Annotated in this window: 19 protein-coding genes and 1 pseudogene; 11 read left to right on the top strand and 9 right to left on the bottom strand. The window is 67.2% G+C overall.

Annotated elements, in window-relative coordinates:
* Window positions 1-89 precede the first annotated feature (89 nt).
* Window positions 90-896, bottom strand: a pseudogene (locus tag ABT063_RS30645) (transposase family protein).
* 138 nt (window positions 897-1,034) lie between these two features.
* Window positions 1,035-1,409: a transposase gene (locus tag ABT063_RS30650; protein ID WP_351062749.1), complete on the bottom strand. Its 375-nt coding sequence runs from the start codon at window positions 1,407-1,409 to the stop codon at window positions 1,035-1,037.
* 449 nt (window positions 1,410-1,858) lie between these two features.
* Here ABT063_RS30650 and ABT063_RS30655 point away from each other — a divergent pair, with 449 nt between their 5' ends.
* The 4 genes from ABT063_RS30655 (at window position 1,859) to ABT063_RS30670 (ending at window position 7,773) form a co-directional block, all read left to right on the top strand.
* The gene (locus ABT063_RS30655) at window positions 1,859-3,493 is read left to right on the top strand and encodes a nucleotidyltransferase family protein (protein WP_351062751.1); all 1,635 of its coding nucleotides are present in this window, start codon (window positions 1,859-1,861) and stop codon (window positions 3,491-3,493) included.
* Between the two features lie 301 nt (window positions 3,494-3,794).
* Window positions 3,795-5,465 (top strand): ABC transporter ATP-binding protein, encoded by a 1,671-nt coding sequence (locus tag ABT063_RS30660; protein WP_351062753.1) that lies wholly within the window; start codon window positions 3,795-3,797, stop codon window positions 5,463-5,465.
* Window positions 5,462-7,240, top strand: a complete 1,779-nt coding sequence (locus tag ABT063_RS30665; protein WP_351062755.1) for an ABC transporter ATP-binding protein — start codon at window positions 5,462-5,464, stop codon at window positions 7,238-7,240. The genes ABT063_RS30660 and ABT063_RS30665 overlap by 4 nt, the downstream gene beginning before the upstream one ends.
* Before the next feature lie 104 nt (window positions 7,241-7,344).
* Window positions 7,345-7,773: a hypothetical protein gene (locus tag ABT063_RS30670; RefSeq protein ID WP_351062757.1), complete on the top strand. Its 429-nt coding sequence runs from the start codon at window positions 7,345-7,347 to the stop codon at window positions 7,771-7,773.
* A 689-nt stretch (window positions 7,774-8,462) separates the two neighbouring features.
* Here ABT063_RS30670 and ABT063_RS30675 read toward each other — a convergent pair.
* The 6 genes from ABT063_RS30675 to ABT063_RS30700 are packed head-to-tail and all read right to left on the bottom strand — an operon-like array spanning window position 8,463 to window position 14,725.
* Window positions 8,463-9,422, bottom strand: a complete 960-nt coding sequence (locus tag ABT063_RS30675; protein ID WP_351062758.1) for a GTP cyclohydrolase, FolE2/MptA family — start codon at window positions 9,420-9,422, stop codon at window positions 8,463-8,465.
* Window positions 9,419-10,123, bottom strand: coding sequence for a dTMP kinase (locus ABT063_RS30680; RefSeq protein WP_351062760.1), 705 nt, complete (start codon window positions 10,121-10,123; stop codon window positions 9,419-9,421). Before ABT063_RS30680 ends, ABT063_RS30675 begins: the two co-directional genes overlap by 4 nt.
* A gap of 47 nt (window positions 10,124-10,170) precedes the next feature.
* Window positions 10,171-11,139 (bottom strand): isopenicillin N synthase family dioxygenase, encoded by a 969-nt coding sequence (locus tag ABT063_RS30685; RefSeq protein ID WP_351062762.1) that lies wholly within the window; start codon window positions 11,137-11,139, stop codon window positions 10,171-10,173.
* Window positions 11,139-12,887 carry a carbamoyltransferase family protein gene (locus ABT063_RS30690; protein ID WP_351062764.1) on the bottom strand — a complete coding sequence of 583 codons (1,749 nt, stop codon included), beginning with the start codon at window positions 12,885-12,887 and terminating at the stop codon, window positions 11,139-11,141. The genes ABT063_RS30685 and ABT063_RS30690 overlap by 1 nt, the downstream gene beginning before the upstream one ends.
* Before the next feature lie 9 nt (window positions 12,888-12,896).
* Window positions 12,897-13,700, bottom strand: a complete 804-nt coding sequence (locus ABT063_RS30695) for a dimethylarginine dimethylaminohydrolase family protein (RefSeq protein WP_351062765.1) — start codon at window positions 13,698-13,700, stop codon at window positions 12,897-12,899.
* Window positions 13,697-14,725, bottom strand: a complete 1,029-nt coding sequence (locus ABT063_RS30700) for an amidohydrolase family protein (protein ID WP_351062767.1) — start codon at window positions 14,723-14,725, stop codon at window positions 13,697-13,699. The genes ABT063_RS30695 and ABT063_RS30700 overlap by 4 nt, the downstream gene beginning before the upstream one ends.
* 320 nt (window positions 14,726-15,045) lie before the next feature.
* On the opposite strand from ABT063_RS30700, the gene ABT063_RS30705 reads away from it, so the two are divergent.
* The gene (locus tag ABT063_RS30705; protein ID WP_351062769.1) at window positions 15,046-15,453 is read left to right on the top strand and encodes a TIGR03618 family F420-dependent PPOX class oxidoreductase; all 408 of its coding nucleotides are present in this window, start codon (window positions 15,046-15,048) and stop codon (window positions 15,451-15,453) included.
* A gap of 41 nt (window positions 15,454-15,494) precedes the next feature.
* Window positions 15,495-15,779 (top strand): DUF1543 domain-containing protein, encoded by a 285-nt coding sequence (locus tag ABT063_RS30710; protein WP_351062771.1) that lies wholly within the window; start codon window positions 15,495-15,497, stop codon window positions 15,777-15,779.
* A 147-nt stretch (window positions 15,780-15,926) separates the two neighbouring features.
* On the opposite strand, the gene ABT063_RS30715 is transcribed toward ABT063_RS30710, so the two are convergent.
* Window positions 15,927-16,808 (bottom strand): purine-nucleoside phosphorylase, encoded by an 882-nt coding sequence (locus tag ABT063_RS30715; protein ID WP_351062773.1) that lies wholly within the window; start codon window positions 16,806-16,808, stop codon window positions 15,927-15,929.
* Window positions 16,809-17,306: 498 nt separating this feature from the next.
* Between ABT063_RS30715 and ABT063_RS30720 the strand changes: the two genes are divergently transcribed.
* From ABT063_RS30720 to ABT063_RS30740, 5 genes are all read left to right on the top strand, one after another.
* Window positions 17,307-18,161, top strand: a complete 855-nt coding sequence (locus ABT063_RS30720) for a hypothetical protein (protein WP_351062775.1) — start codon at window positions 17,307-17,309, stop codon at window positions 18,159-18,161.
* A 5-nt stretch (window positions 18,162-18,166) separates the two neighbouring features.
* Window positions 18,167-19,156, top strand: coding sequence for a carbohydrate kinase family protein (locus tag ABT063_RS30725; protein ID WP_351062776.1), 990 nt, complete (start codon window positions 18,167-18,169; stop codon window positions 19,154-19,156).
* A complete protein-coding gene (locus ABT063_RS30730; RefSeq protein WP_351062778.1) occupies window positions 19,153-19,929 on the top strand; it encodes an SDR family NAD(P)-dependent oxidoreductase in 777 nt (258 codons plus the stop codon). Before ABT063_RS30725 ends, ABT063_RS30730 begins: the two co-directional genes overlap by 4 nt.
* Before the next feature lie 10 nt (window positions 19,930-19,939).
* Complete coding sequence (locus ABT063_RS30735; protein ID WP_351062780.1) at window positions 19,940-20,293, top strand: cupin domain-containing protein; 354 nt, start codon at window positions 19,940-19,942, stop codon at window positions 20,291-20,293.
* A gap of 125 nt (window positions 20,294-20,418) precedes the next feature.
* Window positions 20,419-21,432, top strand: coding sequence for a Gfo/Idh/MocA family protein (locus tag ABT063_RS30740; RefSeq protein ID WP_351062782.1), 1,014 nt, complete (start codon window positions 20,419-20,421; stop codon window positions 21,430-21,432).
* Window positions 21,433-21,497 lie beyond the last annotated feature (65 nt).

Consider the following 21,497-nt stretch of genomic DNA (forward strand, 5'->3'; position numbering starts at 1 on the left):
CCCTGTCGAATCTCGGAACAGAACCAGTGAAGTGATGTCCGTTTCCCGGTGAGGTTGGTGCAGGGCAGCTGGTCGCGGGGCTTGGTCGGCTACTGCTTCCTGGTGAAGCTGCCGGTGAGCCTTTTCCATCCTCGGTCTGAGCTGGTGCGATGCAGGCAGAGGACGGCCCGGACAAGGCTCGTGACGCGGGTGGTCGAGCATCGGAGCTTGCGTAGGAGCCGCCAGGACTTGAGGGCGGCGACGGCTTGTTCGACGAGGGCAGGGATCTTCGCGTGGGAACGGTTGACCGCCCGCTGTCCTGTGGACAGGGTCTCCCATCCGCCCCAGAAGGGGACGCGGACCGTGCCGCCGACTCCGCGGTATCCCTTGTCGGCCCAGCAGGGGACGCCAGTCTCGGCAAGTGCGTCGATGATGCCGTGCTCGCGGGCGGCTCTTACGTCGTGTACGGCTCCGGGCAGGGCGGGTGAGGCCCACAGCAGACGGCCGCAAGGGTCGGCGATGACCTGGACGTTCATCCCGTGCCTCTTGTGCTTGCCGGCGAAGAAGGGCTGGTCGGCGGTGATCCGGTCGATCGGCGGGAGTGTGCCGTCCAGCAGGACGTACGCCTTCGTCGAAGCCGTACGGGCCGCCTCTGCCAGGGTCGGGGGCGAGCGAGGCCAGAAGGCCGACAGCCTCGGTGTTGTAGCGGTAGGCGGTGGTGGTGCCGATGTCGAATCCAGCAGCGAGCCGGGCGTAGGGGTGGCCGTTGCGGAGGGGGGCGAGGGCGAGCAGGGCCTGTCGCCCGGCGCTCAGGCGCCGCCGTCGGGTGCCGAGCACCGGCGGTGTTCTCGCAGGCGGGTGGTGAGGAAGCGCAGGGCAGAGCTGGACAGGTCCAGCCCGGACGGGTAGACAAACACGCGAAGCCTCTGGTGGAGACGGTTCTTCTTGGTCGGAAACCCATCTACCAGGGGCTTCACCGTCCTGTCAGCCCAACTACCCGGCTCGCCCCGCAGGTTGGAAACGCCTCACTCCCACCGCTCAACGTGTTCCCCAGGTCAAGCGTCAAAGTTTTGCTGGAGTACTAGCCGGTCGCGGAAGTCGGACAGCACACTGTGGTGAAAGCCGGGGTCGTCCAGCTTCAGGGCGAGCGCGTACTTGAAGTCGATGCGGCAGCGCACTGCCTCGGCCGCCTGACGGTCCGACAAGTTGAGCAGGCACGCCGACGGTGGAGAGCTGCGCAGGCGATGACCCGGGTCTGCCGTCGCGCGGGTACCACGCCTCGAAGTCCTCGTCGTGCCAGAGACCGTCCAGCCGTCACGCACCCAAATCGCTGTCGTACCACGCGGGTTGCTCGCCCCCGCGACCTGCGCGGTCAGGGACGGGACCTGCTCACCAGAACGGGGACGGACGGACACCGGACACCTCGACATCTACCCTCCTGATCATGCGGTCGCGCCCGGGAATCTCAAGATCCCCGGCAGAGTCGCTCAACGGAGGCCGCAACGCTCGCGCTCATCGCCGCGCAGAGCGCAGAACGGTGTCGGGGTGGTGTCGATGGCATGCGCGCCTGGCCGAATCCTGTGCTTGACAAAAGCCTCGGATCTCTTGCAACAAACCTGCCGGGTGACTGAATTAGAGATCGCCGCAAGTGATACGGATCACACCTCTGTGCGACATGCTGCAGTCCGAAAGTACGGCAGGTAATTTCCATGACGTCGAGTTTCTGAAAGTGTATTGTTTCGCTGAGTTTCGACGCGCCAGGCTTGACAGGGTCCTGTCAAACTGTACATGAGAGTTGAGTCGGCTTACGCGTAGTGCTTATTGATTGAAGGTGCGGCTGTGCCGCACCCTCCCGTCCTCCCCACCGACAGGAGATTCTATGGCGACCGATACCGTACAGATTCTGTCAGCAGTGGCATTCCCCAGTCAGACTTCTCGGGATTCGCCCCATAGCGCTCTTCGTTCGACTCCGCTAACGCAGAATATCCTGGACGTGTGCCATCGGCATCGCCTCATCGGTCGTCTCGCTCGGGAACTGGAGGCAGCGCAGACCGCCTCCGCAGAAATCGTCACCGCGGCGCGAGAACAGCAGCGGAATATCGAGTCAAGGGCTAAGGAGCACATCAGGGAAGTCGTTCGGGTGCAGGAACACCTTCACGCCATGGGGCACAGATCCGCCCTCCTGAAGGGCCCCAGTGCGCATCTGGTGAGCGGCTCTTCCATACCGTTACGCCATTTCGGGGACATGGATCTCCTGGTGCTTGGTACCGCGAGGGCTGACGCGTCCTCGGTGATCGAGCCGCTTGGCCAGTTGGGGTATGAGCTTATTCCCGAGTGGCCCTGCGGAATACACGAGGCAGGTCACTTCGTCCGGGGTGACAGCGCAGTCAGTTACAGGATGGATGGAGAAGGCCTGAAGCAGGATGCCTTCATGCTCGACGTTCATCACGGCTTTCCCTTCTGGGGATTCCCGGATGTTCCTCCGGTGGACCTGACTTCTCCCGGACGTATTGACATCGATCCGCAGGGGCTGGGGCAGCGAACGGATCGCTGTCTCGTAGACTATGCGGCGCTGGCGGAAGAGGTGCGTTGCATTGAGACGCCCTTCGGTGACGTTACGGCGCTTTCCCCGGAGGCCACCGCGCTGATCTCTTGCGGAAACGTCTTCAAGGACTGTCTCAAACCGCATTGGCTGGTGCAATCCTGCGTCCTGCTCGGTGAGGTGGCGGAGATTGTGGACCTGGTCGGCCTTCCGGGTTTCCGTTCTGACCGTTTTGCGAAACTTGCGGTTGCCTGGTCTGCCACGGATGCGATCGCCTTTGTCACGGAGGTATACGAGAGCCTCGTTGGCGATGCTCCCGACGTCCTGCGGCGCAGTGCCAGCGGTACCGCCCACTGTCTGACGGTGTGGAACCGGGACCACCACCCGGTGATCTTGCGTACCACGAAACAGCTGAACAGCATCGAAAATCGAATCGAGCGGTTTCTCACGATGCGGGACTACGTGGCGGAACTCGGCGAGAACGTCGTCACGGCAGCGAGCACGTTCGGGCCAGGCTCGGTGATCACTCTGGGAAGCGAGGGTGCCCGGGCGTTCACCCACCGGCGACGTGGTAGGACCCTTGAGACGGAGATCTCGCTGGCCTGGGGTACTGATGCGCTGGTCATGAAGATGACCATCTTGAATCAGGACGCGGAAGGGAGCGAGTGCGTACTGCTGAACTTCGGTGATCCAGCTCTGGAGATATACCGACCAGAAGACGGCTCGTCGCCGCGAGTACGCAATCGCGCGCCCAGCGGGGCGCCCGTGGCTGAGCAGGTGACGGCCAACTGGAGGAGCGGCGGGGACGGAACGTCGATTCTTCAGGTGGCGATCGGCTGGGACGTCCTGCCGAGCCGTTCTGACGGTGAGGTCAGCTTCATTTGTGGGCTGCAGGATCTGGTCGCTGACGACCACAGTCGGAACGTCTCCGTTTTCGCACCGGTGAGAGTCGTTCGGACGTCGGAGCAGTGAGCTCTCTGACAACAGCCGTGCCCCGGCCCCGCCGCACCAACGTGACGGGCCTGGTCAACGCCGTCCACCAGCACCACAGTCAACCTCACCCCGTCAGATGGAGGGTTCGCCTGTGAGTAGCGCCCCGCCCGCCCCGTCCCGTCTGGATTTGCGGTGGTCCTCCGCTCGCAGGGTCGTCGAAGAACGCCGCAGCCTTCTGCGGTTGTTGCGCTATTCGGGCCGGTGGGCTTTGGCGGGTGTCGGGGTGACCATGGTGGTCGGTGTGGCGGCTGGTCCGCTCACTGCGGTGTTCTCTCGGCACATGGTGGACTCGATGGTCGCGGGGGACGAGCTGGCGGCGCTGGTCTGGCCCGCTGCCGGGTTCGCCGCCGCCATGCTGGTCCGCCAGGCCGGCGAGATTTTCAGCGTGGCGATCAGGGCGGTCGCGAGCAAGCGTATCGACGGCCACGTCCGTTCCGAGGTCCGGCGGATCGCGCTGCGCGGCGAGACCATCAGGCACCTGGAGGACCCAGGCTTCCACGACGTGGCCACGCGCGCCGGGGACCAGGGCCTCACCTGGCGGGTGCGTTCCCCGGGGACTGCCGCCGTGGGACAGGCTGAGGTCACCACCCGCATACTTGCGGCCCTGTCCATGGCCGTGGTCCTGGCCGCCTACTTCCCGCTGTTGGCCGTCTCGTGCCTGGTGCTTTCGCTTGTGGTGCGGTGGATGATCCGCCGGCAGTGGATGTATCTGGAGTCGGTGAAGGACGCGGCCACTCCCGAGCGGCGCAAGGTGGATTTCTGGGCCGATCTCGGCGCGAGCCCGAAGGCGGCGCTGGAAGTCCGGCTGTTCGGCCTGGCGGGCTGGGTGAGCGAACGGCGGCTGGCTGCGCACTACGCGTGGATGGCCGACTACTGGAAGATCCGTCGTAAGGTGCTGCGGAGTCAGAAGACCGCCGCTGTGCTCGCGGGCCTGTCGGCGGGCCCGGCGCTGTTGGTGCCCGGTCTCGCCGCGGTCGACGGCGACATTACCACCGGTGAGCTGACCTCCTGTCTGGTGGCGGCCTGGGGGATTTTCGCGATCGCCAACATGGGCCCTGAGGCGTTCGACATCGAGTACGGGAAGACGGCTGTGTCGGCGCTGGGCACCCTGCGGCGCATGTCTCCCGAGCGGCGGGCCGGCCCTCGGGCAGCCCCGCCTGTGGCCCCGGTGGTGCGTTTCGAGCGTGTGTCCTTCACCTACCCGGGGGCCGAACGGGCCGTGCTGGAGGACCTGGACCTGACCATCCGTCCCGGTGAGCGGCTGGGCGTGGTGGGCGTCAGCGGCGCGGGCAAGACCACCTTGACGAAGCTGCTGGCCGGGCTCTACGAACCGACCTGTGGCCAGATCACCGTGGACGGCGTGGATCTGCGCACGTTCGAGGCGGACGCCTGGCGGCGCGGAATGACCGCCCTGTTCCAGGACTTCGTGCGCTACCCGCTGTCCGCACGGGACAACGTCACGCTCTCCGCGCCGGGAGACCCCGGCCGTGACGACGAGATCGCGAAGCTGGCTCAGGCCGCGGGCGCGCAGGCTGTCCTCGACAACCTGGAGTCGGGCCTGGATACCGTGCTGTGGCGGACCGGCAGCGACGGGCGCGACCTGTCCGGCGGCCAGTGGCAGAAGCTCGCGATCCTCCGGGCGCTCTACGCTGTGGCCAGGGGCCGGCGGCTGGTCGTGCTGGATGAACCCACCGCGCACGTTGACGTGCGGGCCGAGGCCGAGTTCTACGAGAAGGTGATCGGCTCGGTCGGCGACGCCTCGGTCGTGCTCATCTCCCACCGCCTCTCCACGGTGCGGCACGCAGACCGGGTCGTGCTGCTCAAGGACGGTCACATCGCCGAAGAAGGCACGCACGCGGAGCTGCTGTCCGTGAACGGGGAGTATGCCCGGCTGTTCCGGCTCCAGGCGTCGCGGTTCCAGCAAGGCGAGGCGACGGAGGGACACGCATGAGCATGCGGGACAGCGCACGGATGGTCCGGCACACGATGCGCCTCAGCGTCCGGGCCGACCGGCGGACCACCGTGACGGTCGGGGTGTTCGTGATGCTGCAGGCCGGGCTTGCGGCGGCCATCGCCTACTCCCAGCGCCTCGTCGTCGACGCAGTCGGCACCGAACCGGCCACCGGCCTGTTGGCCGCCGTGGCCATCGGCACCGTCGCCTACACACTCCAGCTGGTGGGGGCACGCGTCTCCCACAACTACCGCAACGACCTGTGCAACCGCGTCCAGATGCAGCTGGAGCAGGAGATCACCGAGGCGACAGCCCGCATACCCACCGTCGTCCACCTGGAACGGGCCGACTACCTCAACCGCGTCACCATGCTGCGCCGCGGCACGCTCGCGCTCACCAACACCGGCTGGGCCGCGGCCTACGGCCTGTCCGCCCTGACCAGCATAGTGCTGAGCTTCTGGCTGCTGGCGGGAGTCCATCCCCTGCTCGCCGTGCTGGCGGTGTGCGCCGTGCCCATCCTCCCCCTGACCGACCGGGCCAGACGGATACAACGCAAGGCGATCGACGCCACCTCCGAACCACTCCGGAAGGAGGCAGCCCTCCACGACCTGTGCCTCGACCCGGAGCCGGCCAAAGAGGTCTGGATCTCCGGAAACGGCCGGGAGCTGGACCGCCGCGCGGTCGGCCTGTGGCAGGAGGCAGCCCGCCAGGAATCACGCGCCCAGTTCCGCGGCGTGCTCGCGGAACTGGCGGGCTGGACGTTCTACTTCGCCGCGCTCGGCGGGGCGCTACTCCTGGTCGGACACCTGCTGAGCACCGGAAGCGCCACGGCGGGCGACGCCGTCCTCGTCATCTCCCTGGCCGGTCAGCTCCGCCTCCAGCAGTGGACGGCCGTCCAGGGCATCACACAGGTCGCCGACGGCGGGCGCGTCGCCGAGCACCACCGCTGGCTTCTCGACCACGCGCGGACGACGGCGCACGGCAGCCTGCCCGCCCCACGGCGCCTTCGACAGGGCATCGAGCTGCGGAACGTGTCCTTCACCTACCCCGGAACCCGCACGCCCGTACTCCAGGTGCTGAACCTCAACATTCCGGCGGGCTCCTCCCTCGGTATCGTCGGGCTGAACGGGGCCGGCAAGAGCACCCTGATCAAACTGCTCACCGGGGTACACGAGCCGACCTCAGGCAGCATCCTGGTGGACGGCACCGACCTGCGGACCCTCGATCCCGCGCAGTGGCGGGCGGTGAGCACCGGCGTCCTGCAGGACTTCGCCAAGCTCCAGGTACCCGTCCGGGAAGCCGTCGGCGTTGGCGACCTGCCCAGGATCGACGACACCCACGCCACGGCCGGGGCACTGCGGCGAGCCGGCGCCACCCACATCGTCGACCAACTGCCCCACGGCGCCGACACCCAGCTGGGCAGAGTCTTCGCAGGAGTGGAGCTGTCCCACGGCCAGTGGCAGCGCATTGCACTCGCCCGCGGCCTCATGCGCCAGACCCCACTGCTGCTGCTCTTGGACGAACCCACCGCAGCGCTCGACCCGCAGGCCGAGCACGACCTGTTCGAGCAGTTCGCCGAGCAGACGAGGGACTCCGCCGCTCGCGGCGCCGTCACCGTCCTGGTCTCGCACCGGTTCTCCACCATGCACATGGCGGAGCAGATCGTCGTCGTGTCGCAGGGCCGTATCAGTGAATACGGCACGCACGCCGAACTACTCGCGGCGGGAGGAGAGTACGCCGACCTTTACCGCACGCAGGCACACGCCTACCAATAACCCCGACATTCTGGGATCAAGAGCCGCACTGGTTTTCTCAACGGTGATCATTCCCGGTCCTGTTGTGGAGGACGGAAGTGAGGCGGGCGGTCTACTGCCCTTGAATGCGTGGTGCCGTCATGGTGGCTCGTTGGTACGTGCTGTGGACGCGCCTCGCCTGCTTCCGGCAGTCCGGGCACCGGCCCGGACGAGCCGTCGACACCGTCTCGGCCACCCAACTGCCGGACGAGTCGCACACCCGGTCCACCCGCACATCGATCCCGGAAAACAGCGCATCCTCAACCGTCGTGCTCGCCACGGCAGAGAACACCTTGCCGAAACGAATCCTCGTTCCCGCCGCTGACCTGGACATTCACGGAACTGCGGACAGAGCCGGAAACCAAGAATCCTCATCAGCCCTGGGCTGCGTCGAGGACGATGGCCAGCAGCGCGGCGGTGAGGAGTCCCAGGGTCTGCTTGGTCACGGGGTCCGTGGCCTGCTGCCAACCGGCCGAATCGGCGGCGCCGATGCGCACCGCGGCAGCGGCGGGTGACAGGCCTTAGGCGGGCCAGCACAGGCCAGGTACGAGCAATAGCACGGCGAACAGGACGCGCGAGCCCTTGCCGGCTTCAGCACCTCCCGTGGCAGAAAGAGCGGCAGGGCAGCCATGGCGAGCACCGGGTACGCGCTCGCGGCGGTCACGGGCGCAGGTGACGTCCGCTCGGCCGCCCGCCGGAGTCCGCGTTCCCCCGCCGACGGCCGGGAAGTGACCGCCAGCTCCTGGTGCCGAGGAGCGGCGGGACTGCTGCTGACCACCGTGGGCAGACGCGTACTGACCGGCGACGACGAGCACGACCCGAGTTTCGACCTGCGCGGTGTGGAGCAGGTCCTCGTATCGGGAGTTCGGCAACGACTCCCTGTGCCGCGGCACGCTGGGGCTCGTCGAAGCCCTGCACACCGCAGGCCGGCCTTCTGTTGCGGTGGGACGACCTGCTGACCAGAACACGCCACGAGGCCGACGTGGTGGCGGTGCATGCTCGATGGAAGAGTGCGCACCGGAATGCCCGGAACACCTGGTCTCCAGGTCTCATGGACGGCGCCGCAGACGCCTTGCCGGCGGCCCTGCCAGCGGCCGTGGCCGCGTGACATCAACTGCGTCCTGCTCGGGGCGGTGGCCTCGCAGCAGGTGCCCGCCGCCTGCCGGTGTGGACGCCGGGCCGCTGAATCGGCCGGACCAGCGTGTCACTCCGCCGTGCGGAAGTCGTCGAGGGTCCCCTCCAGAACGGAATGCACGGCATGCGAATGAATGCTCTCCACCGCACGCGACTCCACCCGCACGCGGCACGAACCGGGCCAGGCGGCGTCCGACCGTTCCAGCAGCGCGGAGACCACGTCGCGCACCACGTCCTCGGAGAACTGCGGCCGCGTGTGCGACCGTTGGACAAGATAGTGCTCGTCGGGGCGTTTAAGCAGCTCGTGAACCACGTGCGCGCCTTCGCACATCGCGGCGTAGCAGTCTCGCGTGGAGGGCCCGTCCTCTCCGTCGACCCACACGGTGGCGGTCGCACGCTGGGAGTGGGTGAACGGCACGACATCCCGCATGATTTGGTTGGCGGTGTTCACGCCGTGCGTCTCGGCGAGCGTCAGCGCCGTCGAGCCCCAGCTGTACGCCTGGGTGCACGGGCAGGCCGTGATGACGGTCGCCTCCAGGCCGGTGCGGGTCCGGACCTCGCCGGCCCGCATCCGCCCGTCGCCGAGCAGCATGAACCGGTCGTGGGACAGCTGTTTGGAGACCGGTGTGCGGCGCGGCACCAGCACTCGGCCCACGAGCCGCACCCTCGCCTCTTCGGTGCACTGCCTCTCGGCGACATCACGGGTCAGGGCGTCGACGAACGCGGCGAACGTCGGCCAGGGCCGGGCGGATACCTCGTACACCGACTCGATGAAGCGTGACATGTGCGCGCCGCGCCGCCCGGCGGGGAGCGTCACCGTGAGTGAAGCCGAACCCGTCACGGCACATTCGTCGGCCTCCTGGACGAAACTGCCGATCGTGACGGCGAAGTCCTGGTCGTCGATACCGGCTTGGACCGCGCGCCCACGGCGATCCGACCGTTGGTTGGCAACATCGGTCATGGAGTCCAGGAACTCCGGAGCGTCGAGCAGGTCGCTCTCGGAGATCTCCCGGTACTCACGTGCGCTCACTTGGTGGCCACCCTCTGCGTTCGTTGGCGGATCGGGATAGGGGCCCCGGCCGGACCTGCGCCGGACATACCGGCCACCAGGGCGTCGAGTTGCGGACACAGCTTCTCGAACGTAGCAGCAGCCGGTCCGTCGCTCGGCAGCAGGCAGCCGCCGGAACTCGCGGCGACGTCCTGGTACGCCGCCACCTGCCGCGCCAGCAACTCGCTGTCGACGAACCTCCCCTTGTCCTTCTCCCGCTCGTTGATCCGGGCGAGCGCGGTCTTCACCGGCACGCATGGGAAGACCGCGAGGTCAGGTGCGGGGAACCGCTCGGCGATGGCGACGAGTTCGGCCTCCCGTTCCGCCATGGCGCGGGCGAAGACGATGGCCTGGTAGACGTACCGGTCGCAGAGAACCACGGCGCCCTGTTCCAGGCGTGGCGCGATCTCGTCTTTCACCTGCTGCAACCGGTCGGCCATGACGAGCAGGCTGACCGCCAGGAAGTCGACGGACGCGCGCCGCTCTGCGTCCGGGTCGTACATGAAACGGAGCATCAGCGGATGCTTGCGCGTCATGTCGGTGGGCATCCGGGTCTCGTGGGTGACCACACCGCGCAGGCGCAGGTGCTCCCCGACGAGGCGCAGCAGCGTTGTCTTCCCGCTCCCGTCGACGCCGCAGAAGGTGACCAGCCGTCCGGGATACTCGTGCCTGTCAAGCCGCAAAGAACCTCTCCGTCCGTCCGCGTGCGGTCGGGGCCATGACCGTGTACCTAGCCCGGCCGGCCCATCCGCTTGAGCACCCAGTCGACCGCCACCACCGGCTCGTAGCCGGTGCCGCCGACCGCGTCGCGGCAGGTCGGCACCACGTCCACGAGCGTGTCCAGGTTCGGGTAGGAGAAATAGGCGAGCGAGACCCGGTCCGTTCCGGCTGCGGTACTGGGCGGGTTCACGACCCGGTGCAGTGTCGACTTCCAGCGGTCGTTCGTCCAGCGTGCCATCAGGTCCGACATGAACACCACGAAGGCGCCGGGCCGGTGGGGCACCGGCGCCCAGGTGCCGTCGGGTGCTTGGATCTCCAGTCCGCCCTCGCTTCCGTCCTGGTAGAGAAAGGTGGGCCCGGCGATGTCGGTGTGCGGCACCTGGCGCAGCTGCGTGGCCTGGGGCGGTGTCAGCTGCGGCGGGTAGTAGTTGAGCGACAGATACGAGCAGTGCGGCGTGAAACGTGACACGAACCAGTCGCTCTCGAGACCGAGCGCTCGCGCGCAGTGGCCGAGGAACTGGTACATGAGCCTTTCCACGGCGCCGAAGTAGCCCCGGGTGATGTCGTGGAAGCGCAAGGGCTCGTCCGGCCACAGGTTCGGCTTGAGCAGCGTGGCGGCACGTTCCGAGCAGCCAGCCGCCACCGCCTCCTCCGGAGCGTCGAAGCGGTTGAACTCGAAGGATTCCCACAGTTCCGGCGGCGTCACTCCGGCGGGCACCGAGTCCTCCGCCGAGCAGTAGCCGCGGTACCGCGACGGTGGGTCCGCAGCGGCCCGGAGCTTGGTCGGCAGTGGCTGGTGGAAGAAGGCACGGGTGTTCACGAGCATGCCGTCGATCATGTCCGGCGGCACGTCGTGACCGACGAGGTAGGCGACGCCGACGTTCTCGAACGCGGCCCGGATCTCGCTCTCTACCCGGGCCGCGTGGTCGTCCGTGCCGGCGCCGGACAGGTCGATCACGGGTAGCGTGAGCTGCGCCATCAGCCCACCTCTGCGGTGCCGCGGGTGGAGGGGGGACTGCCGACGGGCGCCCGGCTGACCAGGAAATCGCCGATCGCCAGGAAGTCCATGCCAGTGCGCAGATAGGTGCGGACGGCGTCGGCGGGGCTGAGCACCATGGGCTCGTCGTACGTGTTGAACGACGTGTTGAGGACCAACGGCACACCGGTCAGCCGGTGGAACTCCGTGATCAGCGCGTGATATCGGGGATTCATCTCGGCGGACACCCTCTGCAGCCTGCTCGTGCCGTCGACGTGCAGGATAGCCGGGACCATGGGGCGCTTCTCGGGCCGGACCGGAAAGGCGAACGACATGTACTGCTGGGAACGGGAGCGCCCGCTCACGTCGAACCAGTCGTCCGCGAACTCGTCGAGCACGCTCGGCGCGAAGGGGCGGAAGTACTCGCGGTGCTTGATCCGCAGATTGATCAGCTCCCGGGTGCCTGGACGGCGCGGGTCGCCGAGGATGCTGCGGTTACCCAGGGCACGCGGTCCCACCTCCGCGGCGCCCTGGAACCAGCCGCCCACGTAGCCGGCGGCCACCAGCCCGGCGACGGTGACCGCCGGTGAGGCCAGTCGCTCGAAAGTCAGCTCCGCGTCATTGAGGGCCTGGGTGATTTCCTCCTCGGAGAACGCCGGGCCAAGGTACGGGGTGGTCATCTCGTACCGCTCGGTCACCCCGCACTGCGTGTGCGCGACGTGCAGAGCCGCGCCGAGCGCGGTGCCACCGTCGTGCGCCAGCGGTTGCACGAAGATGTTCTCGAACGTCCCGGCCGCCGCGAGGCGTCCGTTGGCTATGCAGTTCAGGGCGACGCCGCCGGCCAGGCAGAGGCTCTCCGAGCCGGTCGTGGCCTTCAGGCTCTCCGCAAGCTCGACCAGCGTCGCCTCGGTCGCCGCCTGCAGCGCGGCCGCGACCTGGGCATCGCGGGTGTCCACCAGATCGCCCGGCCGATGCCGGGGGCCGAAGAACTTCTCCAGTTCCGAATAGTCCTCATCGCGGAAACGCAGCACGTCGAGGCTGACCTCGAACCGGCCGTCGGCGCGCCGGAGGAACTTGGTGAACGCCTCCGCGAACCAGCTGGGCTCGGAGAAGGCAGCCAGCGCCATCAGCTTGGGCGCGTCATACTCGCCGAGACCGACGAACTTCGAGAACTTCTCCCACAGGAACCCGAGCGAGTTCGGGTAGTGGAACTCATCGATCTTCTCGATGCGGCTGCCGACGCCGTGCGCGAGCAGCCCGGTGGAGTGCTCGCCTATGCCATCGAGGGAGATGATCGCCGCGTCCGCGAAGCCCGAGGGGTAGAAGGTACTGGCCGCGTGCGCCAGCTCGTGCGACACCCAGTGGAAGCGGTCCGCGAGGTCGAAGCCCGCCAGCTCGCCGAGGAGGTCCGGAGTCCGGCGCAGCCCCTCGAGGAAGATCTTCTCTCCCTCGGCCGTACCCCAGCTTCCGGCGGTGGCAGGCTCGTCGAGCAGCGGCTGCCGCAGTCCGGGGTCGAACGAATAGGCGACGTGGGTGACATCGCTCCACCGAACGCCTGCCGTCGCGAGACTGTAGGCGATGGCGCTCGTGGGTAAGCGGTCGACGGTGTCGACATGCGCCGGCTTCGCGTGCTTGACACGGTTGAAGCGCTCCTCCTCAGCGAAGGCACGCAGCTCTCCACCGATGACGACGCAGCAGGACGATTCGTGGTATGTGGCATTCAGACCGAGCACCACCGGTTCCGACGACACAGCGCCTCCTTAATAGGTCAACGGAAGTACCAGGCAGCGGGTCCCGCCGCCGCTCTTGAGGAACTCCGACACATCCACCACGTGGACCCGGAAGCCCCGGGACTCCAGGCTCCGGCGCAGCCCGGGCGAGCAGTAGTGCACGACGAGATCCCGGCCGACGACGACCGCGTTGACGGCGAACCCCACCGCGTCCTCGTCGGACACCGGGATCATGTCGTGCGGCAGCTTCTCGATCCGCCGCCGGCTGTCCGCGGAGAAAGCGTCCGGCACGTAGATGCCGGTACGTTCATCGAGCAGCGCCAGCGAGACGCCGATGTGGAAGAAGCGCGGATCGACCAGCTCCAGGGACGCGATCCAGTCGACCTCGGAGAACAGCTCCTTGATGTACGGAAGGGCGCCCTCGCTGGTCCGCGGGCCGTATGCGGCCACGCCGACGCCTGAGTTGATGCTGACGTCGCCGAGCCCTTCGAAGACGACGTCGTCCGGCAGGAACCGGATATCGTAGCCATGCTCCTCGAACCACCGCCGGAAGTGCCCGGCCTCGGGCTGGCGTTCGGGGTGGCGGAAACGACTGCAGATGAACATGCGGCCGTACACCGCGCCACCATCGCCGGTGAACACCATGTCAGGAAGGCCCGGCTGAGGGGCGATCACTTCCACTCGGACGCCGAGGTCCTCGAGCTTGGTACGCAGCGCCTGCCACTGCTCGTGGGCCGCGGCGCGGTCGACCCGAACGCCGAGGTCCATCCACGGGTTGATGACGTATTCGATCTCGAAGTGGTCTGGCGGGCAGAGCAGCATGGAATGAGTCATGACAGGTTCAGTGCCCTCGCTCCGTTGATGGTCAGCATGTCGGCGATCGTGTCGAGGTCGTAGAAACGCTGGGCCTCGGCCAGGAACTCGGCCTCGGCGTACATGTCGCCAGAGCTCAGAGGCAGGAAGACGTCACCGATGTTGTCCGTGCCCAAGGCGATGCGCACGCCGGATTCGAGCAGTTCGCGCACCGGCGCCAGCGCGTTGTGCAGGTAGTTGGAGACATCGGCCGCTGCGATGCTGAGCCCGGACCTGGGGCAGATGACCATCGTGACATCCGCGTCCCGCAGCATCCCCGCCACCCGGAGCCGTTCGGTGCGCGGCTTCGCGGCGAGCGTGATGCCGTGCACGAATGAAATGGGGTGGGTGTATCCGCGTTCCCGGGCGCGCAGCGCGGCTTCCGCGGCAGTCCGAGTCTCCGTCTCTTCGGGGTCCAGGTACTCGTCGACATGGACCTCGATCGGCTTGTGGACCTCCTCGGCGATGGTGAACGCGAGGTCGCAGTACTCCGCGGTGCGGTCCGGATGGTGCTGCGGGAGGCCGCTCACCATGTCGATGTCGGGATGCTCGCAGACCTTGCGGAAGGCGGTCAGCTCGCGTTCGTCATCGAGCACCGGCACCAGGTGGAGCGCGGCGAGCCGCAGGGTGAGCCGGTCGGCGAAGTCCCGTTTGAGGGCTCCGAAGATGTCCACCACGGCACTGCCGGTGGCGTCGGACGTGGTCACGCAGGTCGCGCAGCCGCGACCGCCCGCGGCGACCAGTTCCTCAAGATACGAGGCGGCTCGAGAATAGGCGGTCTCACTGTATTCGTCGGCGGTCCGCAGACGTGAGTCAAGAACGTGAATCTTATCGGTGAGCGGCAGTTCACCGAGTCTTACCGGATGGTCGAGCGAGAACTCAGCGGCGATGTCGGCTAAAAGCGGGAGTTCAACCACCCGCGCAATGTCCAGATGACTATGGGCATTTACGACACCGCCACGATACCGTACCAGATCCTCGAGTTTTGCTCGGGAAGACGGGTCCACATTGGATCCTCTCCACGGCACCGCCAGCCAGGTAGCAGCAGAGCATCGATACCGTTTGCAGACACAATGAATATGATACTTCAACTTCCACTAGCAGCCAGGAAGCCTACCTTGACATGCTGGCGCGTTGTCAATCCCCCATGACCTGTGAATACGTACTCGGAGGGCCCGGAACCCATCGCAGTGGCGAGGGGCTGGCCAGAACGCGCACTCTTGACAGGTCGAACCCATGCGTGGTGATCTCATGATGATCCACCGAACGGTTTTCTGGCTGCGACGACGCCAATTCCCTTTTCATCTCTTCCATGGAGGTCTGCCTCATGGATGCTGGAGTACGGCTGGGCGAAGATGCGATCCGGCTTGCTAAAGCTAAGACCTATGCGACGGTAGTCACTCTGATGCCCGACGGCCGCCCCCAGGCACAGCTCACTTGGGTGGACACCGACGGAGAACACATTCTGGTCAACTCGCCGGCGAGCACACAGCGGGTCCGCAACATTGCTCGCGATCCTCGCGTCTCGGTACTGCTGGTATCACCCACCGATCCAATGGACCGCGTCGAGGTCCGCGGCCGGGTGATCGAAGTGGTCCGCGGCGCGTCCGCCGCGAAGCACATCGACGAACTGTGCCATCAATACCTCGGCATTCCCTACACGGAGATCAATGACTCTGACGAGGAACGGGTTCTGCTCAAAATCGCGGCGGATCGCGTGGTCGAGCCAGGCTGAACATCATCAACATCGCGTCACATGACAATTCTGGAGGGGATGTGGAGACCACCGAGGCGGCCGCGCCGCGCCTGTACGTCGCCTATCTGGGCGGGGATCCGACACCGGGACGGCTGACCGAGGACCACGAAGTGGTGTTCGTCGTGGCATCGGATGTGAAAGCCGCGCGCAAGGCCGCTCGGCAGAAGTGGGCCGGCTTCGGCCCGGCGCACGTGGACTCGATCGTGGAGGTGTCGGTCGTCGACGGCCACGCGGTCAGCATGACTCCGACCGACACCGACCAGAGCCTGAACTTCGACCACACGTTCGAACCTGCGGACGACTGACCCGGGGAACGGGCCGACACCATCACAGCCCGCTCCCTGGCGAGGCGGAACAACGGGTGGCGTCATCGCACGCGGGCGATGACGCCACCCGCACCTCGTTGCGGCCCTCCGGCTGGACGACATCCGGGCTGGTGAGGTCGGCCGGAGTCAGTCGAGCGCCTTGACGACATCCGCGATGACGGGCGCGATGCCGGGCATCGCCCGGGCCCCTACCTCCAGGCACTCCTCGTGCACGACCTTCGCCGGGGACAGGCCGGCGGCGATGTCGGTGACGATCGAGATGCCCAGCACCTTCGCGCCGAGGTGGTGCGCGGCGATCGCCTCCAAAGTGGTGGACATGCCTACCAGGTCGGCGCCCTGCGACCGGAGCATCCGCACCTCGGCGGGTGTCTCGAAGTGCGGCCCCGGCACGGCCGAGTAGATGCCTTCGGTGAGACTCGGATCACTCGCGCGCGCCAAGTCGCGCAGTTCGGGCTGGTAGACCTCGGTGAGGTCCACGAACCTGGTGCCCCAGCGCTCCGAGAGCGGCTGTCCGGTAAGCGGTGAGGCGCCGAGCAGGTTGATGTGGTCGGCAATGAGCACCGGCTGGCCGAGTTTCAAGTCGGCGCGGATGCCGCCGGCCGAGTTGGTGATGATCACCGTGTCGCAGCCGGAAAGGACCGCCGACCGCACACCGTGCACGACCTGTTGGGCGTGGTATCCCTCGTAGAGATGGGTGCGGCCCTGCAGCACCAGCACGGAGGAATCCCCGATGCGGACCGACGCAATACGTGCCACGTGACCGGAAACCGATACGTGCGGGAAACCGCACACCTCGGCCATGGGTATATCGTGCACCACTTCGCCGAGGTAATCCACGAGCGAGGCCCATCCGGTACCGAGAACCACCACGGCCCGGTGCCGTTGATTTCCGGTCGCCTCACGGATGTAATCCGCGGCAGTCTGAGCGAGTTCGAAAGCGGTTTCATTCTCTGACATGCCGGTGATTATGACACGGGATGGATCAATTACCACAGCCGTGCAGTCCATTTTTTGCGGAAGCCTTCCCTGTTCCTTCCGCGGAGCCGCAAAGCAGTCGGCCGAACAAACGTGGAGCCCTTTGACTGACGAAAGCGGCAGTCAACGCCCCGTCCGGCACGCTCCCATACAGTCATGCGCATCAGACACACGCGGTAAACCAAATATTTCCGGCCATCGTGGCGCATGTTATGCGCCACTCACGCCATCCGCGGCGGAGAAACTCGCCATCGCCTGCAGGGACTATCCGCATGAAACATGGACAGATCTGGACACTATTCGATGTTACGTTCTGGCGCTCGGCGCGATCCATGTGCTTCCGTAGAGGTGAGTGGGAGTATTCCTTCGCCGAAGTGGCGCTCACCCCGGAAGGCCGCGTATTCGGGCAGCACGACTCTTTGCCCCACCAGCCGATACGGTGCTCCGCGCGTAGGACCCGGCTGCTTGCCGTGGCGTTGGTGAATACCATCGCCCGCTGTAAAACGCGTGATGGACAACTGGAAGGTCAGTGTGAAAGACACCGACACGATCGTAGACACCGCACGCTTCCCGCGGCTCGATCAATTCGACTTCGACAGCGACTTCAATGCCGAGCTGGACGACTTCCCCCGGGACGCCGTGCCCTCGTTCCTGAGTGTCCTGCCGGAGGACCAGTACCGGGTGGCGCTGGGTGCGGCCTGGCTCGCCTACAACGAAGGCGTCATGCTCGGCGAGCGGGACTTCGTGATCCCCGCGGCCGAGATGTTCGCCGACAACCCCGCGACCCGGGACCGTGCCGCGCAGTTCGACCGAGTGGTGGTCGAGGAGGAGTTGCACATCCTCGGCTCGATGCGTGCCTGCGAGTCGGTACGCCTCCAGCGCGGCCTTCAGGACCTGCGCTTTCCGCACTGGCACGTCGCGGACGCGCTCAACGACGTCCAGGACAGCGCCGCCCGCCGCGGCTACGGCGATCTCGCGATGCTCGCCATATGCTTCACCTTCGAGGCGACGATCAGCAGTTCGTTCCCCCACCTGTCGCGGGACCGTGTCATCCAGCCGTCGCACAGCGCATGGGTCGCGCGGCACGCCGAGGACGAGACCGAGCACACGCGCCTCTTCCTGCGCACCATGCCCGACTTCTTCTCCTCCCTGAGCTACACCGACCAGAACCGCTTCGTCGGAGCGATCAACTCCACGCTGGTGGCCATGTGCGTTCCCGGAGCCAGCATCTGGCCCACCGTCGGTGAGTACTTCGGGCTGCGCTACGAGAACGAGGTCGTCGCAGATCTCGTCGCTCCGGTCACCTCACTGGAGCGCGTACCCGTCGTCAGTCTCAATCTGCACCGCGCGCTGCTGCGGCAGCCGGCGCCCGAGCCAAAGGAGTAGGGGCTGTGCTGAAGGGCCCGATACTCGCCTGTGGCTCAGTCAACGCCGACATACTCGGCGTCGTCGATGAGTTCTGCCTGCCGGGCGGAGCGGCGATCGCCGACCACGGTTGCTTCGCTCTGGGCGGCCATGCCGCGAACTTCGCCGTGACAGCGGCCCGCCTCGGCGCGCCTGTCGAGCTGTCTGCGGCGATCGGCGACGACCCCAACGGTGTGTGGGCTGCGGACATACTGGACCGCGCAGGCGTGGGACTCGACGCGGTCACCCGCTCCGCGACGCACACAGGCGTGGTGTTCGTGCCCGTGCACCGGTCGTCCGGTGAGCGCGGTCTGTACCTCATCCGCGGAGCGAACGCCGACTGGCAGCCGCCGGAGGAGGCCGTAGCGGCCCGTTGCCCGCTCGCCGTGGTGTTCGACCCCCCGGTGCACGCGACCGCCTACTTCGCGGACAAGTTCCCGGGCCGGTGGATTTTCTCACCGGGAAGCCTCGCCGAGTACGTCGATCTGTCGGCGCATCTTCCGGTGATCCGGACCTGTGCCCTCTTGGTCGTCAACGCCTTCGAGGCGGACCTGCTGGGCGCCGGCTCGAAGCCGGAGGCGGCTGCCGGTGTGCTGCACGACATGCTCGGTGTGCCGGCCGTCGTGACGGCGGGCGCCGACGGCTCCTGGCTCGCGGACGGGGAAGGCGTGGTGCACCACCAACCAGCGTTCGCGGTGGACGAGGTCGTCGACACCACCGGCGCGGGTGATTCCTACCTGGCCGGTCTGGCCTGGGCGTTGACAAACGGCGTGCCGGTCCGACCGGCCATGCGCCGGGCCTCCGCGGTCGCCGCTCTCGTCCTGCGAGCCCTTGGCGCCACCGCATCGGCACCGACCGCGGCCGAGGTGGAGCTGCTGCTGCGGACAGTGCCTGAGCGGCAGACCGCGCCGGTGCCGAACGAATCAACCCGCGCGCCGGCGTGTCCGGCAGCCCGATCACATGGTGAGGACGGATGAGCCCAGTTCCTGTCGCCCTGGTCACCGGTGCCGCCCGCGGTACCGGCGCGGCAATCGCCGAGCGGCTCGCTTCGGACGGCTTCGGCATCGCGCTGTTCGACATCGACGACGAACTCTCGGCCAAGCGGGCCGCCGATCTCTCGGCACGCTTCGGCACGGCGCACGCCTACCACGTCGATGTCCGCGATCGCGAGGCGGTCGAGGTGGCCGTCGCGAAGGTGATCGACGACCTCGGGCGTATCGACGTGCTGGTCAACAACGCGGCCGTTATCTCGTTGCGGGAGTTCGGCGCCATCAGCGACGAGGAGTGGCACCGCATGATCGACACGAATCTGACGGGGCCGTTCATCCTCACGCAGGCGGCCCTCCCACACCTGCTCGCGCAGCCGAGGTCCCGTGTCATCAACATCGCGTCGAACCTCGCCAAGCACGCGTATCCGCTGTATGCCCACTACGTCGCGGCCAAGGCGGGACTCGTGGGGCTGACCCAGACACTCGCGGTCGAGTTCGCCGGCACCGGTCTCACCGCCAACTCCGTTTGCCCGGCGATCACGGACACGCCGATGATGGACCAGGTCGTCGACGAGATCCGCTCGCGGACGCCGGAGTCCGCCCGGGAGGACATCAGGCGGAGTCTGACGGACGACATCCCTCTGGGCCGCCCCACCGCGCCGTCCGACGTGGCTGCTGCGGTCAGCTTCCTGGCCGGTGCGGACGCCGACTTCATCACCGCGCAGGCGATCAACGTCAGCGGCGGCCAGCTGCGCCTCTGAAGGGAAGACCATGACACTGCCACGGCCGTCCGGTGCCACCGCGACGATCCTTCTGGGGGACGTCCGGCTGTCGGAGTATCCGACACCCGAGGGGGCACCGATGTCCACTGTGCGGCTCATCATGCCGGAGGCCGCCGAGCACGATTGGACCGGCGCTCGGGTCAGCTGGCGGCTCTACCATGTCCTGGCCGGCGAGCTGGACTTCGTCGTCGGCACGCAGGAGATGCACGCGAGCGCCGGTGACGTCCTGTTCATACCGCCGGGCACCCGCTACCGGTACCGCAACGGGGGCGCCGGCGCGGCCGAAATCATCCTGTGCACCTCGCCCGGTTACGACCCCGCCGACGAACTCCCCACGCCGTGAATGCTCTTGCAGGAATTCCACAACTCCACCTAAACTCAACTAAGTTGAACAATATACGACAAGGGCTTCAGGTCTCCGGGAACACGGCGGCCCGGCGGGGCTGAGCACATGACAGCGGAGGGTTGATGCGCGTAGCTCTGGTCGGCACCGGATTCGGTTCGGTGCATCTCGAGTGGTTGGGCGCCTGTCCGGATCTCACCGTGGCGGCGCTGTGCTACCGGAAGAACCGCTCACGCGCCGTCGCACTCGCCGAGCGCTACGGGATCGAGTGCGTCACCGACGACGTGGCAACCCTCGTCGACCGGCGCCGGGTCGACGCTCTTGCCGTCGTCACGCCCCCGGCCAGTCATGAGGAACTGCTGACCGCCGGGCTCACCGGCGGACTCACGGTGGTCTCCGACAAACCCCTCGCGCAGGACACGGCGAGTGCGGCACGGCTCGCCGCCCTCGCCGACGCAAGGGGCCAGCGGGCACTCGTCACTTTCCAGTGGCGTCAGCACCCTGCGCTGTGTGCGCTGCGACGGGCCGTCCTCGACGGCGACCTGGGCCCGGTGTTCCGCGTCGACCTGGAGTTCCACCATGACTTCCTGGCGGGCCCGCAGACCGTGTGGCCCTGGCGTCACCGCAAGGCGTCCGCAGGCGCCGGAGCCCTCGGCGACCAGGGTGTCCACCTGTTCGACCTGCTCCGCTGGCTGCTGCCCGGTCCCTGGCGGGTGACCTCGGGCAGCGCCCGGACCATATGGCCGCAGCGCCAGCACGGAGAGGAGACCGTCCACTGCGAGACAGAGGACGTGGCGGAGGTCCGGCTGACGTCCGAGGACCGGGCGGTCGACTCCCGGATCCTGGTCTCCCGCGTCTCGGCCGGCCACCGCGCCGTGCGCGTCGCCATGCACGGCGACAGGGGGACCGCTGTCGTCGAGCTCAGCCCAGACGACGGCCAAGCGCGCTCCGTCGTGAGCCTCGCGGACACCGGCGGTGTGCGCACGAGCGACTTCCCGCCGGACGCGATGAATCCGTACCGCCTGCTCACCGGGACCACGGACGATCCCGACCTGCGTGCGGCCACCTTCGAAGACGGTCTCGCCGCTCAGCTGCTGCTGGACGAGGCGCTGAACGCCATCGCCGGGGGCGGTCGGTGAGCCGGAGCCCTATCGCACTCGGCGCGCGGCCGGTGAGACCAATTCCCTCCACCGAGCCTACCGTC

Origin of the sequence: Streptomyces sp. NPDC002838 (assembly GCF_040295365.1) — a bacterium.
Lineage (GTDB): Bacteria > Actinomycetota > Actinomycetes > Streptomycetales > Streptomycetaceae > Streptomyces.

Coding starts and splice junctions, on each gene's coding strand:
- ABT063_RS30665 (WP_351062755.1), top strand. CDS start 5,462: ATGAGCATGCGGGACAGCGCACGGATGGTCCGGCACACGATGCGCCTC.
- ABT063_RS30660 (WP_351062753.1), top strand. CDS start 3,795: ATGGTGGACTCGATGGTCGCGGGGGACGAGCTGGCGGCGCTGGTCTGG.
- ABT063_RS30650 (WP_351062749.1), bottom strand. CDS start 1,409: ATGTCGAGGTGTCCGGTGTCCGTCCGTCCCCGTTCTGGTGAGCAGGTC.
- ABT063_RS30705 (WP_351062769.1), top strand. CDS start 15,046: ATGGATGCTGGAGTACGGCTGGGCGAAGATGCGATCCGGCTTGCTAAA.
- ABT063_RS30695 (WP_351062765.1), bottom strand. CDS start 13,700: ATGACTCATTCCATGCTGCTCTGCCCGCCAGACCACTTCGAGATCGAA.
- ABT063_RS30740 (WP_351062782.1), top strand. CDS start 20,419: ATGCGCGTAGCTCTGGTCGGCACCGGATTCGGTTCGGTGCATCTCGAG.
- ABT063_RS30670 (WP_351062757.1), top strand. CDS start 7,345: ATGCGTGGTGCCGTCATGGTGGCTCGTTGGTACGTGCTGTGGACGCGC.
- ABT063_RS30715 (WP_351062773.1), bottom strand. CDS start 16,808: ATGGACTGCACGGCTGTGGTAATTGATCCATCCCGTGTCATAATCACC.
- ABT063_RS30730 (WP_351062778.1), top strand. CDS start 19,153: ATGAGCCCAGTTCCTGTCGCCCTGGTCACCGGTGCCGCCCGCGGTACC.
- ABT063_RS30735 (WP_351062780.1), top strand. CDS start 19,940: ATGACACTGCCACGGCCGTCCGGTGCCACCGCGACGATCCTTCTGGGG.
- ABT063_RS30655 (WP_351062751.1), top strand. CDS start 1,859: ATGGCGACCGATACCGTACAGATTCTGTCAGCAGTGGCATTCCCCAGT.
- ABT063_RS30685 (WP_351062762.1), bottom strand. CDS start 11,139: ATGGCGCAGCTCACGCTACCCGTGATCGACCTGTCCGGCGCCGGCACG.